The 13,203-nt window shown below is 64.4% G+C and carries 11 protein-coding genes; 8 read left to right on the top strand and 3 right to left on the bottom strand.

All coding sequences use genetic code 11. From position 1 onward, the window contains the following. Window positions 1-75: 75 nt before the first annotated feature. The gene (locus OKW27_RS36575) at window positions 76-609 is read right to left on the bottom strand and encodes a GNAT family N-acetyltransferase (protein WP_429336318.1); all 534 of its coding nucleotides are present in this window, start codon (window positions 607-609) and stop codon (window positions 76-78) included. Between the two features lie 367 nt (window positions 610-976). Here OKW27_RS36575 and OKW27_RS36570 point away from each other — a divergent pair, with 367 nt between their 5' ends. From OKW27_RS36570 to OKW27_RS36540, 7 genes are all read left to right on the top strand, one after another. After that, complete coding sequence (locus OKW27_RS36570; protein WP_090804328.1) at window positions 977-1,228, top strand: acyl carrier protein; 252 nt, start codon at window positions 977-979, stop codon at window positions 1,226-1,228. Then, window positions 1,225-2,532: an acyl-CoA dehydrogenase family protein gene (locus tag OKW27_RS36565; RefSeq protein ID WP_429336317.1), complete on the top strand. Its 1,308-nt coding sequence runs from the start codon at window positions 1,225-1,227 to the stop codon at window positions 2,530-2,532. The genes OKW27_RS36570 and OKW27_RS36565 overlap by 4 nt, the downstream gene beginning before the upstream one ends. Further along, window positions 2,533-3,588, top strand: a complete 1,056-nt coding sequence (locus OKW27_RS36560; protein ID WP_429336316.1) for an amino acid--[acyl-carrier-protein] ligase — start codon at window positions 2,533-2,535, stop codon at window positions 3,586-3,588. Further along, on the top strand, window positions 3,585-4,658 hold the full coding sequence (locus OKW27_RS36555; RefSeq protein ID WP_429336315.1) for a DUF1839 family protein: 1,074 nt from the start codon (window positions 3,585-3,587) through the stop codon (window positions 4,656-4,658). Before OKW27_RS36560 ends, OKW27_RS36555 begins: the two co-directional genes overlap by 4 nt. Window positions 4,659-4,673: 15 nt before the next feature. Next, entirely contained in the window at window positions 4,674-7,364 is a 2,691-nt protein-coding gene (locus tag OKW27_RS36550) for a glycosyl hydrolase 2 galactose-binding domain-containing protein (RefSeq protein WP_429336314.1), read from the top strand. Window positions 7,365-7,992: 628 nt separating this feature from the next. After that, window positions 7,993-8,727 carry a Crp/Fnr family transcriptional regulator gene (locus tag OKW27_RS36545; protein ID WP_090804319.1) on the top strand — a complete coding sequence of 245 codons (735 nt, stop codon included), beginning with the start codon at window positions 7,993-7,995 and terminating at the stop codon, window positions 8,725-8,727. 36 nt (window positions 8,728-8,763) lie between these two features. Then, on the top strand, window positions 8,764-10,149 hold the full coding sequence (locus OKW27_RS36540) for an undecaprenyl-phosphate glucose phosphotransferase (RefSeq protein WP_429336313.1): 1,386 nt from the start codon (window positions 8,764-8,766) through the stop codon (window positions 10,147-10,149). Between the two features lie 276 nt (window positions 10,150-10,425). Here OKW27_RS36540 and OKW27_RS36535 read toward each other — a convergent pair whose 3' ends face one another. After that, window positions 10,426-10,848, bottom strand: a complete 423-nt coding sequence (locus OKW27_RS36535) for a helix-turn-helix domain-containing protein (protein ID WP_026225425.1) — start codon at window positions 10,846-10,848, stop codon at window positions 10,426-10,428. A gap of 494 nt (window positions 10,849-11,342) precedes the next feature. Further along, complete coding sequence (locus OKW27_RS36530) at window positions 11,343-12,572, bottom strand: glycosyltransferase family 4 protein (RefSeq protein ID WP_429336312.1); 1,230 nt, start codon at window positions 12,570-12,572, stop codon at window positions 11,343-11,345. 284 nt (window positions 12,573-12,856) lie between these two features. On the opposite strand from OKW27_RS36530, the gene OKW27_RS36525 reads away from it, so the two are divergent. Continuing rightward, complete coding sequence (locus tag OKW27_RS36525) at window positions 12,857-13,162, top strand: hypothetical protein (protein ID WP_429336311.1); 306 nt, start codon at window positions 12,857-12,859, stop codon at window positions 13,160-13,162. Window positions 13,163-13,203: the final 41 nt, after the last annotated feature.

Here is a 13,203-nt window from a genome sequence, read left to right as displayed (position 1 = left end):
CGCCGGTCCACCGCTCGTTCACGGTCGGTGGACCTGAATGCCAAGGCTGAAAACACGTACCCAGCCGACGCGGCATCACAACAGTTCGAACGTATTGACGAACGATGCGCCGTCGCGCTCGCGGCGCCTCGGACCGAAGCGCGCCTGAGCGCCGCGCACCTGACGCGTGAGACCGATGAACGGCATACCGTGTTCGAGGTACGGTCCCTCCGTCTTGCGAAAGCCGAACTGCTCGTAGAACCCGCGCAAGCCAAGCGGTGCGCTCACGCGCGTGGCGCGGCCCGGCCAGCGTTGGGCGACCGCTTCGAGCACACGCTCGATCAGCATCTCGGCGGTGCCGTCGCCGCGCCGCAGCGGACTCGTCAGCACCTTGTCGATCGTCACTTCCGGATCTTCGGAGTCGCCGGGCTGCACCCGCGCATAGGCGAGCACCGGCATCGGCCGCGCCATGTCTTCGACCGCGAACACATGCAAGGCCTGCTCGTCGCGACCGTCCGCGTCGAGGCACACATGCGACTGCTCGACGACGAATACCGCACTGCGCGCACGCAGCACGACATACAACTCACGTGCAGATAGCTGATCGAACTCCAGCGTTTTCCAATTCATCACGCCCCCGGCTGTCAAAATTTTCGGCGGGTCCGGCGATGCCTGCCGTGCGCGACGGCAGGCCGATCCATGACGGTCCCTCATCATCGACTACACGGTAACGTGCGCTAAAGATGTGCTTCCGTGCGCCATCGCACTGACGCTCGGGGTTGACGATCCTTAAATACGAGCCAACGAAGCGCAGCCTTGCCACGTTCGCCCGGTAGCGCAGATGGCTTCATGCAGGCCCGCCTGCAACACTGCACTGCACCACCGCGAACGCACGCCGCGGTCTTCGCACCGCACGAAACTACACACGAAAATCAGGTGCCGACGTCATTCGACCTCGGTACCCATCGGCAGACCTTTGACCATAAGGGAGCACTGCATGAAAACTGCATTGAGACGCATCCTGTCCGAATCCGCACGCCTGGATGTCCCGCTGGAAAGCCTCGCCGACGACGCCGACCTCTATGCTGCCGGACTCTCATCGCTCGCGACCGTGCATCTGATGCTTGCCATGGAAGACGAATTCAACGTCGAAATTCCTGACCGTATGCTGACGCGCCGTCTGTTCTCGAGCATCGACTCGATGGCCGCCGCGATGACGGAGTTGCAGCAGGCCAAGGCGGCAGCATGAGTGCGCCGCTGCTGGGTCAGGCCGCCGCAGCGGCCTGCGGGGCGGCCTCGAACTCGACTACCGACGCCCGGACCGGCGCTGGCCAGGGCGCTGCCACCGGGGCGCTGAGCGCGCTCGATACCGGTCCCGAATGGCGTGCTGCAGCGCATCGTTGCGCGGCGATCGCCGCGCAGTACGCGGACGCCGTGGACCGCGAGGCGCGCTTTCCGGTCGAGGCGTTCGACGCGCTCAAGGCCGAGCGTTTGCTGTCGGCGATGGTGCCGACCGCTTTCGGCGGCGCGGGCCTGTCGCTTGCCGATATCGGTGCGATCTGCGAAACGCTCGCGCAGGGCTGCGCATCGACCGCCATGATCTATGCGATGCATCAGATCCAGGTCGCGTGCATCGACTCTCATCGCGGCGCCTCCGCCTGGCAAGCGAGCCTGCTTGCACAACTGGCCGAGCAGCAATGGCTGCTCGCGTCGGCGACGTCGGAAGAGACGATCGGCGGCAACATGCGCACGAGCGCGTGCTCGGTGGAGCTCGATGGCGCGCGTTTTCGGATCGAAAAGCTCGCCCCGACGATCTCGTACGGCGCGCACGCCGACGGCATCCTCGTGACCGCGCGGCGCATCGCCGACGCGGCCGCGTCCGACCAGGTGCTGATCGTCGCGCTGCGCGCCGATACGCAGCTCGAGCGGCGCGGCGGCTGGGACGCGATGGGCATGCGCGGCACCTGCAGCGAGGGCTTCCGGCTCGTCGCGACGGGACTGGCCGAACAGATCCTCGCGACGCCGTTCGCCGACATCGCCGATCAGACCATGCTGCCCGTGTCGCACACGCTGTGGGCGTCGGTATGGACCGGCATCGCCGTCGACGCGGTCAATCGCGCGAAAGCGTTCTTCCGCGCGCAGGCGCGCGCGAAGCCCGGCACGATGCCGCCGGCGGGCCTGCGGCTCGCCGAAGCGGTCGGGCTGCTGCAGATGATGCAGGCGCGTCTATCGGTCGCGCTGGAGGCCGCGCGCGCCGCGCATCAGGCACGCGAGGGCGCGACCCAGGCGGACGCCCCGCTCGCGGCGATGCTCGGTTTCGCGTCGGACATGAACACGCTGAAGACCAGCATTTCGACCACCGCGCTGCAGGTCGTACAGGAAGTGCTGATGATCTGCGGCATGGCGGGCTACAAGAACGGCACGCCCTATAGCGTCGGCCGCCATCTGCGCGACCTGCACTCGGCGCCCTTGATGATCAATAACGACCGTATCGCGCAGAACACCGCGAGTCTGCTGCTCGCGCAACGTCCTGCCGCGCCGGGGAGACCCTGAATGAAGCTGATGACCGATACCGCCGCTATCGCCGCGGCGGCCGTGGGGCCTTCGCTCACGCTGCGCGACGAGATGCTGGCCGCCGGCCTGCTGATCGACACCGGTGAAAACGGACTGTATGGCCGCAGCCAGGTTTTCGAGGACGTGATCGAGCGACTGAACCTCGCGATTACGCAGCTGGGTAAAGATCAGCAAGCCGAAGTATTGCGTTTTCCGCCCGCGATGCGCCGCACCGACTTCGAGGATAGCGAATACCTGAAGAGCTTTCCGAATCTCGCGGGCACCATCCATTCGTTTTGCGGCGACGACATGGGCCACCACCGTCTGCTGCGCGCGCTCGACGATGCGAAGGCCGACAGCGACGACGACCGCGGCGACGCGTGGCTCGCGCAACAGAAACCGACGCGCGTCGTGCTGACGCCGGCCGCCTGCTATCCGATCTATCCGGTGATGGCGCGGCGCGGCGCACTGCCCGCCGACGGCCGCACCGTCGACGTGCTGTCGTACTGCTTCCGTCATGAGCCGTCGCTCGATCCGGGCCGCATGCAGATGTTCCGTCAACGGGAATACGTGCGTCTCGGCAACCCCGAGCAGGTGATGGCGTTCCGGCAGATGTGGATCGAGCGCGGCTCGCTGCTTGTGAAGCTGCTAGGCTTGCCGGTCGAAGTCGATCTCGCGAACGATCCGTTCTTCGGCCGCGGCGGCAAGATCGTCGCCGATAGTCAGCGCGCGCAAGCGCTCAAGTTCGAGTTGCTGATCGCGCTCGCCGATCCGCGCGGCAAGACGGCCTGCCTGTCGTTCAACTATCACATGGACCACTTCGGCGCGATCTGGAAGATCGCCTGCGAAGACGGCGCGACCGCGCATACGGGCTGTGTCGGCTTCGGCATGGAACGCATCACGCTCGCGCTGTTCCGTCATCATGGGCTCGACGTCGACGCGTGGCCCGACGACGTGCGCGCGCTGCTGTGGGGCGATACCGAGACCCGCGTCGCGGATGCGCTGCAGGCGGCGCAGGCGACGCCAACGGCGACCGTCGCCGGGGAGCTCGCATGAATCCATCGCCGACTTCGGCGCTTGCCGGCGCGCTCGCCAACTCGTCGTTGCCGCGACGCGCAGGCGATCCGCCGACGCATCAGCAGACCCACGCGGTGCCCGGTGCCGGCACGCAGTTGCGCGAGCACGTAGCGCACGCGCTGCATCAGGGCGAACGCGTGTGGCAGGAGACCAACTGCTATGTCGATCTGTGGATCGAGCTGCTGCACGGCTTCGGGCTCGATCCGCGCGCGGCGCTCGCGTTCACGGTCACGCAGGATTTCGAAGGCGATCAGTTCACGTTCTTCAAGTTTCCGCTCGACGATCTCGAACGTCTGTATGGCACCCAGGTGCAGGAGCTCGCGATCTACGACTCGCTCGAAGAACGCGTGCTCGCGCAGACGCTGCGCGGCCACACCGTGCTCGTCGAGGTCGACGGCTACTACCTCCCCGATACGCGCGCGACCTCGTATCGCCGCGAGCATCCGAAGACCACGATCGGCATCGACTTCGTCGACACCGCCGCGCGCCGCCTCGGCTATTTCCACAACACCGGCTACCACCGGCTCGAGGGCGACGACTACGACGGCGTGTTTCGCAAGCTGCCGCATTTCGCCGCGCAGCCCGATCTGCTGTTTCCCTACGTCGAGTTCGCCAAGCAGGCGCGGCCCGCGCTCGAAGGCACCGCGCTCGCGGAGGCGTCGGCGGAACTGCTGTGCGCGCATCTGGAACGGCGTCCGTTGACCAATCCGATTTCGCAATGGCGTGCCGCGTTTCCCGCGCATCTCGATACGCTGTTCGAGCGCGACGAGGCGTATTTCCATCTGTACTCGTTCAATCTGATGCGGCAGCTCGGCGCGAACTTCGAGTTCCTGTCGAAGTATCTGCAGTGGCTGTCCGCGCAAGGCTTCGAGATCCCGCCGACGATACCGGCCGCTGCGCAACGCATCGCGTCGGAGTCGATGGTGATGCAGTTCCGGCTCATTCGCGCGATCGCGCGCGGCCGTCGCGATACCTGCGAAGACTGCTTCGACGTGCTTGAAAGCGCTTATGAAAAAACGCTGCCACCGCTGGCCGCTCTGGTGCGCTAATACGGTGATGCGTGGTTGCGCGCACTTCGTGCCGCGCGGTTTTTCCGGGAATTGACCGTGGATGTATCGACACTCGATCCGCCCGCTGACGAGGGCGATGCTGGCCGTGCGCGCGCGACCGGCGCGATCGCGCAAGCGCATGATGCAGGCACTGCCCGCGCCGCGCCCTCGCTATGGCCGCAACGGCTCGACACCGGCTGGGCCTGTCTGAGCACCCCGCCGCACGCCTATGCGTCGCCGGCCGATCTGCCCGCGCAAGGCTGGCTCGCCGCACAGGTGCCCGGCACCGTCGCGAGCGCGCGGCTCGCCGCCGGTCTGCTCGATGTCGATCGCCCGCCACCGCTCGCATTCGACGATCACTGGTATCGCGTCACGCTGATCGGTACGGGGCGGCGCCGCTTGCGTTTTCATGGACTCGCGACGCTCGCGCAAGTGTGGCTCGACGATGTGAAGCGGCTCGATTCCGCATCGATGTTCATCGCCCATGATCTGGATATCGAACTGGAGGGCCGCGCGACGCTCGTGCTGTGCTTTCGCTCACTGACGCCAGCGTTGGCGGCCAAACGCTCGCGTGCGCGCTGGCGGCCGCGGCTCGTGTCGCCGCCGACGCTTCGCAGCGTGCGCACCACGCTGCTCGGCCATATGCCCGGCTGGTGTCCGTCGATTCAGACGGTCGGCCCGTGGCGTCCGATCGAAATGCTCGGCGACGCGCCGCACGCATTCGACACGATTGATCTGACCAGCCGGCTCGAGCAAGAGGATGGGGTAGTTTCGTTGACTTTACGTTTCGTACGCCCCCACGACATCGCGGCCTGCCGCGCGACACTTTCTTGCGCCGACCATGTTTCGTCTTTGCAATGGCACGATGCATATACACTCACCGGCGACGTGCGCGTGCCCCACGCGAAACGCTGGTGGCCGCATACGCATGGAGAGCCCACTTTATATCCTCTGACGTTGCAGCTCGTCGACGGCAACGTGATCTCTCAGTCTCTGGGCTCGATCGGCTTTCGTCGTATCGAAGTGGACCGCGGCGCCGATGCTGCGGGTTTCGCCCTGCGCGTGAATGAAGTGCCCGTATTCTGTCGCGGCGCGTGCTGGACCAGCGCCGATCTCGTCACGCTAGCAGGCACCGAAACGCAATTGCGCCACACGTTCGAGCTCGCGCGCGCCGCTGGCATGAACATGCTGCGCGTCGGCGGCACGATGCTCTATGAGTCCGATCTGTTTTATGCGCTCGCCGACGAGTACGGCCTGCTGATCTGGCAGGACTTCGCGCTGGCGAATTTCGACTACCCGAACGATGCCGCGTTCAGCGCATTGATCGAGCGCGAAGCGAGCCAGTTCCTGAGCCGCACGCGTCGCTTTGCCTCGCTCGCGGTGCTGTGCGGCGGCAGCGAGGTCGACCAGCAGGCGGCGATGTTCGGACTGCCCGCGGCGCAGCGCGCGCAAGCGTTGTTTACCGAGCTGCTGCCCGCGCTCGTCGCGCGCGAACGTGAGGACGTGCCCTATGTCAGCAATTCGCCATCGGGCGGCGCGTGGCCGTTCTCGACTAACGAGGGTGTCACGCACTACTACGGCGTCGGCGCGTATCAGCGCCCGCTCGCCGACGTGCGCCGCGCGCAGGTGCGCTTCGCGGCCGAATGCCTGGCATTCGCCAACGTCCCCGACGAGGCGACGCTGCACGACGCGCTCGGCACGATCCACACGCACGATCCGCGCTGGAAAGCCGCCGTGCCGCGCGATCCTGGCGCAGGCTGGGATTTCGACGACGTGCGCGATCATTATTTGCAGGCGCTTTACGGCGTCGAGCCGGCGCGCTTGCGCTATGAAGATGCGGCGCGTTATCTCGATCTGTCGCGCGCGGTGGTTGCCGAGCTGATCGGCGACGTGTTCGCCGAGTGGCGGCGCGCGGGCTCGTCGTGCGGCGGCGGCCTCGTGTGGCAGTTGCAGGATCTGCGCGCGGGCGCGGGCTGGGGCGTGATCGACGCCACGGGACGGCCGAAAAGCGCGCTGCACGGCTTCGCGCAGACACTGCAGCCATTGCAGATCACGCTCACCGACGAAGGCCTGAACGGCCTCGATATTCATCTGATCAACGAGCGCGCGCAAACGTTTTGCGGCGAACTCGAACTGGTCTGTCTGCGCGACGGCAGCGTGAAGGTCACGTCCGCGCGACGCGCGCTGACGCTTGCCTCGCGCAGCCTGCAACGCATCAGTGCGGCCGCGCATCTGGGCCAGTTCTTCGATTTCACGCATGTGTACCGCTTCGGCCCACGCGCGCACGATGTCACGATTGCAACGCTCTACGATGCCGCGAGTGGCGAGATCGTGTCCGAAGCGTTTCATCTGCCCGAGCGTAGCGTGCCCGCGCGTGATGACCTCGGTATGACCGTCGAGGTCGAACGTCGTGGCGACGGCAGCGGCTGGCAGCTTGCGATCGAAACTAAGCGCTTTGCGCGCTTCGTTCATATCATTGACCCTCGTTATCGCGCGATGCGCGACTGGTTCCATCTCGCGCCGAACCGGCGCTGTATCGTGCCGCTGCATGCGCTCGAACCGCTGCTGCCGACCACCTTCGCGGCGTCGCCGCAAGAACTCGTTGCACCTGCATCAAACGCGGCCTTTAAAGTGGATGAAACATGCGGGGCACCCCAGGGGGAAGTCCGCGCGATCAATGCGCTATCCGCCATCTTCTACGGCTAGTGGTCATTCCGAACTAGTCGCACGTACGCGAAGCGCCCCAAAGCTCGCTTCGCAGGTCTCGAACTGTCTGCCCGGCTCGCTCACTGTTGGCTCGAACGCGACTGATGCCTGTTCTGAAAGGCCTTACGTGCGACAGCGCACGCACTCCATTTACCACTTCTGAATCATTTCCGGCACTTCACGAGGAGCGCTTCAAAACGCGCATGCGGCGCCAGGTTCAAATCTGAGACAGCTTCGACAGCACCCAGTTTTTGGCCGTGAAGCCTTTGATATCAAGGGATTCGCCCAAACCCAAAGCTTTCATACGATGCATTCCCCATCCGGCAGAGGTGTACAGAACTGAAACAAAAAGCTGCCTTTACTCTCCCGACGCGCTCCGGGTTTCTTCGCTGCGCCGCACCAGCAGGCGTTTTCCCTAACGTTGGCACGGTCCTCGCTACTACCTCCACGCAACAGAGTGTCACCGCACACGAGCGCAACAACAGAGGCGGTGGCAGACAGGCCTAAAACGGGGCCGATGCTGGCCATCCAAGCTGCTCGCCGGGCAGCCCACTGCCGAGGATGCGGGCATCGGATCAAATAAACGGAGAGAGTCGCGCGAGGCGCGACTTTCATGCGAGGACCGATCATGTTGACGCTTCAATCCGATTTGCACGGTAACCATCTGCTGGGCGCAATGCCGTCGCACGAATGGCAGGCACTAGCTCCCCACCTCGAACTGGTTCATCTGCGCACCGAGCAACTGCTATGCGACTCGGGTCAACGGATCCATCATGTGTACTTCCCCACCACCGCGATCATCTCGATGCTCTCGACGATGGAAGACGGCAGCTCCGTCGAGATCGCCGCGGTCGGCCGCGAAGGCATGACCGGCGTGCCGGTCCTCACGGGCGGCGAAACCATGCCCAACCGCGTACAGGTGCAATGCGCGGGCTTCGCCTACCGGATGAGCGCACAGGCGCTCAAGCAGCAGTTCGCGCGGTCCGACTTTCTGCGCCGCCTGATGCTGCTGTATATGCACGCTCTTCTGACCCAGGTCGCGCAGACCGCCGCGTGCAATCGCCATCACGCGCTCAACAAGCAACTGTGCCGCTGGCTGCTGATCGAGGTGGACCGCGTGGCGTCGAACGATCTGAACGTCACCCAGCAGCTGATTGCCGACATGCTCGGCGTGCGCCGCGAAGGCATCACCGAAGCGGCCGGCAAGCTGCACGACGAAGGCCTGATTCATCATAGCCGCGGTCATATCAAGGTGCTCGACCGCAAAGGCCTCGAAGCCCGCGCGTGCGAATGCTACGGCCTCGTGAAACGCGAATTCGATCGTCTGCTGCCGCGACTGCGCCAGGCCGAGACCGTCGAATAAGCGGCACGCGGCTCGATGACCGGGGTCGATTTGCCTATGTTCAGGATTACTGCTCGATGTCTCGACGCACTGTTCGTGATTGCAGGCGGTCTGCTCGCCCACTGGATGCGCTTTTCCGCACCGATCGCGTTGGCCGATACCGAGCGTCTTCTGATCGCGTTCAAGTGTGTGCTGGTTCTGTTGCTGTTTCCGGGCTTCGGGGTCTACGAGACGTGGCGCGGCAAGGCGCTCGCGCCGGTGCTCGCGCGAATCGCCGCCGCGTGGCTCACGGTGGTCGCGACCGCGCTCCTGCTCGCGTTCACGCTGCATCGCACGGATGCGGTGTCGCGCCTGTGGCTCGGCTACTCGACGCTGATCTCCGGCGCGTTGATCATCGCGACACGCTGCATCATGCACGTGGTGCTGCGCTTCGTTCGTCGCCGCGGCATGAACACGCGCACCGTCGCGATCGTCGGCGCACCGGGGTTTGCACGCACGCTGCTCGCGCATCTCGAGCATGCGCCGCAAGCGGGCTTCAAACCGGTGTGCGTGTTCGACACCAGCGTGCAAGGCCACGACGCGTATGGCGCGCGTCTGACCCGCCTACCCGTGCTGACGGATCTGGAAGCGTTCGCGACGAAGGTGCGCAATGAACGCGTGAACGAAGTGTGGCTCGCGTTGCCGCTTTCCGAGGAACACACGATCTACCGCTTCACGCGCACCTTCAGACACGACTTCGTGAATCTGCGCTTCATTCCCGACGTGCGCAGTCTGTCGCTGTTCAATCATGCGATCGTCGATGTCGTCGGTTTGCCGACGCTGAATCTGAGCGCGACGCCATTCTCGTCGCCGCAGATGTGGCCCAAGCTGATGTTCGACCGCCTGTTCGCCGTGCTCGCGCTCATCGTGCTCGCGCCGGTGTTCGCCGTGCTCGCGATCGGCATCAAGCTCACGTCGCCGGGACCGGTGTTTTTCCGGCAGATCCGCAAGGGCGTCGACGGCCAGCCGTTCGGCATCTACAAGTTCCGCTCGATGACCGTGCACCAGGAAGAGCACGGCCAGATCACGCAGGCGATCCGCAACGACTTGCGCGTGACCAAGCTCGGCAGCTTCATGCGCCGCACGAGTCTCGACGAGCTGCCGCAGTTTCTGAACGTGCTGCTCGGTCAGATGTCGGTGGTGGGTCCGCGTCCGCATGCGGTCGAACACGATGATCTGTACAAGGACCAGGTATACGGCTATATGCACCGTTACCGCATCAAGCCCGGCATCACCGGCTGGGCCCAGGTCAACGGCTATCGCGGCGCGACCACCAAGGTCGAGAAGATGGAAGCGCGCGTGAAGTTCGATCTCTTCTATATCCAGAACTGGTCGTTCTGGTTCGACATGAAGATCGTCTTCATCACGATTTTCAAGGGCTTTGTTGGCCGCAACGCGTTCTGACCATGCCATCGAGGGAATCGCATCCGGGAGTGTCGGTCATCGTGCCGGCACTGCGGCGCATGCGAAGTGCGGGTACTGAAGGCGGTGCGCTGAAGGATCGCCGGAATGCGCCTGCGTTCCATTCGAGAAAAATACCCAACCGGGCAACAACGCGTACACGCCGCTGCGAATAGAAGCGCCAACGCCGGCGGCCCGCTCGACAGCCGCCGTGGTTGACGCAAGATGAGCAGCCGCGACGGACCACGTCATGGACGGGTCCGCCGCGCGACACCGCCTCTACAGGAACGCGCTGACATCGGTCTGAAACCGTACCGCGAGCGCCTTGGCGACTTTCTTGCTGATCGCGCGGCGCCCCGCGAGAATATCGCTGACCACGGTCGGCGACGCGATGCCGGCCAGATCCTTCTGCTTGAGACCATGCGTGATCAGCAGATGGCGCAGGACCTCGCGCGGCTCCGCTTTTGGAATCGTCAGGTTGCGCGCTTGCCAATGACCGACCAGTTCCGTCACGATCGCGTGCAGATCTGCGAGCGGATCGTTGTCGTTGCCGCTTAGATGATCGGACAGCGAATTGGCGACTCGCACCATCTGGTGATAATCCTCTTCGGTGCGAATCGGCGTGATCGGCAACTGGCTTTTCAGCGCAGCCCACGTTGCGGAGATGTCGGGAAAGGGTCCCGGAAGGCGATCGGCATTCATGAGTTTAAATTCGTCCTCGTCCAAAAGCCGTCGGCGCGTTAATCGGTGACGCGCGAATGACGACTGCCTGTTGTAGTGAATCGCCGTGACACGCCGAATTGCCGGCACGGCGAACTTCGCAGTGAGGAAATTCAGCGATCACGATAGCGAACGTCTGCTTCAGGTCGTTATGGCCACGCGAGGCATGCCGCGCCAGCGAATATCTCGCCCATAGCGCGTGGCGCGCACCCCGATGTCGTTTTTTGAAGTCCAATACTGCTTGCTTGACAATGACCCGCCGCGGCTGGCCTTGCACGCGCGGCGCGTATCGCGCGATACGCGATATGCGCTGCCGACACAAAGCGCGAAACGGACGCGCCCACACCAAGAGCCGCCCGGACGCGTTGGTCAGAACGGCTCGTTACTGCCCGTTGCGAAATCACTGCATGACGACGAAAACCTCTTTCTCTCCTATCGAAAACTCCACGAGGCGAGAACAGCGAAAGACCCTCACCTCATTGCCTCCACCCGCTTTTCGGCGCCGTGTCTCTGGCGATGCCGAGTTCCCTAGTCGCGAGATCGGGCTGCGCCCACCTCACCTGCTCCCCCGGCTCCATCGCCGGCAGACCCTGAGCGACCGCCGCAATCGTGCGCGTGACCTCGGCCATGAACGCCCGCCGGAACACCTGAGCCGAAAACCGCTCGGCATTCGCGCGACAGGCCGCCGGCGTGATGTACGCGCTCAGCCGCTCGAAGCGGTCGATCGCGTCGAGCATTGACACCGCCGTCTGACGCGCGAAGAAAACGCCGGTCGGGTGCGGGTCGCCGACCGGCACTACCGTTTCGAGCGCCCCGCCCCTGGCGAACGCAATGACCGGCGTGCCGCAGGCCTGCGCTTCGAGCGGCACGATGCCGAAATCTTCCTCGGCGGCGCACACGAAGGCTCGCGCACGCGCCAGATACTCCTTCAGTACGCCGAATGGCTGATAGCCGAGGACCGTCACGTTCGGTCCTGCCTTCGCGCGGATCGACGCCATCTGCGGCCCGTCGCCGATCGCGATCAGCTTGCGCTGCGGCGTGGCGTTGAACGTCTCGACGATCAGATCGATGCGTTGGTGCGGCACCATCCGCGACACAGTCAGATAGAAATCGTCTTTTTCGGAGCGCAGTTCGAATTCGTTCACGTCGACGGGCGGCGGAATCACCGCGGCATCGCGCCGATAGGTTTTCATCATGCGCCGCGCGACCGATTGCGAATTCGCGATCAGACGATCGACACCATTCGTCGACTGCGCGTCCCAGCCGCGCAGGTAATGCAGCAATACCCGCGCGGCCCACGACTTCGGCCCGCGCAGCAGATTCGCTTCGCGCAGATACTGATGCTGCAGATCCCACGCATATCGCATCAGCGAGTGCACGTAACTGATGTGCGTCTGATGAGGGCCGACCAATACGCCCTTCGCGACTGCGCAAGAACTGGTGATGATCAGGTCATAGCTCGACAGATCGAACCGTTCGACGGCGAGCGGCATCAAGGGCAAATAGGCGCGATAACGGCTGCGCGCAAACGGCAGGCCTTGAATGAACGACGTGGTGACCGGCTTACCGGCAAGCGGCGTGCGATCCTCGAGAAAATCGACGACGCTGAAAACGTCGGCGTCGGGAAAGCACTCGATGATCTGCCCGAGCACTTTCTCGGCGCCGCCGGGAGCGACCAGCCAATCGTGCACGATCGCCACTTTCATATTCCGTCCTGTCTGTCACGAATCGCCACCTGGCCTCAGAGAAGAGTGTATGTGCCACGTTCCTGACTGTGCGTGCGCGTGCCCACATTCGACATGCGACAGTACGCGGGTAATTCGGAGAGTCCGTTCGCGTCTGCAAAAACACGGCTTCATTCCCGCGCTTTCGTATGTGCACTACGCCTGACATATCGCCCCACGCCTGCTCGCCAGTCCAGCCCACACCTTTACGATCGGAGCGCTGCGCGAGCGACGGGCGAGCGACCTCGACGGCCGCAGTGCCTCGCGTGCCGTTTGGCGATCGGAGCAGTCAGTTGGGAGGGCCGGGTTCGGCCCTGGGGGAATTCGCCGTGCGCTGCACGGCGCGCGACGCAGTGGTGCTGCTGTCGGACGGTTCGTTGCGCGTGCGCTTCAAAGCGCCTGGCGCGCGGATGATCGGCGACGCGCGCGTGTCGGGCATCGCGCGGCGGGCATCGGCGGCTAATTGTCTGCGCACGGTGCCGTGCGTTTTCCGCCAGGTGCGCGCGATTGCCGCCGCGGCGGGCGGTATAAGCGGGATCGTGCGGCACGACCGCAACAAAAAACGCGTGTGAACCGTTGGAGCGGCTCACACGCGTCAGAGCGAACAGAAATG

The organism is Paraburkholderia sp. 35.1 (assembly GCF_050436525.1).
GTDB classification, from domain to species: Bacteria; Pseudomonadota; Gammaproteobacteria; order Burkholderiales; family Burkholderiaceae; genus Paraburkholderia; species Paraburkholderia tuberum.
The sequence above is the reverse complement of the archived record's forward strand: the minus strand, read 5'-3'. Positions and strand labels throughout refer to the sequence as shown.

Coding starts and splice junctions, on each gene's coding strand:
- OKW27_RS36535 (WP_026225425.1), bottom strand. CDS start 10,848: ATGAATGCCGATCGCCTTCCGGGACCCTTTCCCGACATCTCCGCAACG.
- OKW27_RS36565 (WP_429336317.1), top strand. CDS start 1,225: ATGAGTGCGCCGCTGCTGGGTCAGGCCGCCGCAGCGGCCTGCGGGGCG.
- OKW27_RS36545 (WP_090804319.1), top strand. CDS start 7,993: ATGTTGACGCTTCAATCCGATTTGCACGGTAACCATCTGCTGGGCGCA.
- OKW27_RS36560 (WP_429336316.1), top strand. CDS start 2,533: ATGAAGCTGATGACCGATACCGCCGCTATCGCCGCGGCGGCCGTGGGG.
- OKW27_RS36540 (WP_429336313.1), top strand. CDS start 8,764: ATGTTCAGGATTACTGCTCGATGTCTCGACGCACTGTTCGTGATTGCA.
- OKW27_RS36570 (WP_090804328.1), top strand. CDS start 977: ATGAAAACTGCATTGAGACGCATCCTGTCCGAATCCGCACGCCTGGAT.
- OKW27_RS36555 (WP_429336315.1), top strand. CDS start 3,585: ATGAATCCATCGCCGACTTCGGCGCTTGCCGGCGCGCTCGCCAACTCG.
- OKW27_RS36530 (WP_429336312.1), bottom strand. CDS start 12,572: ATGAAAGTGGCGATCGTGCACGATTGGCTGGTCGCTCCCGGCGGCGCC.
- OKW27_RS36575 (WP_429336318.1), bottom strand. CDS start 609: ATGAATTGGAAAACGCTGGAGTTCGATCAGCTATCTGCACGTGAGTTG.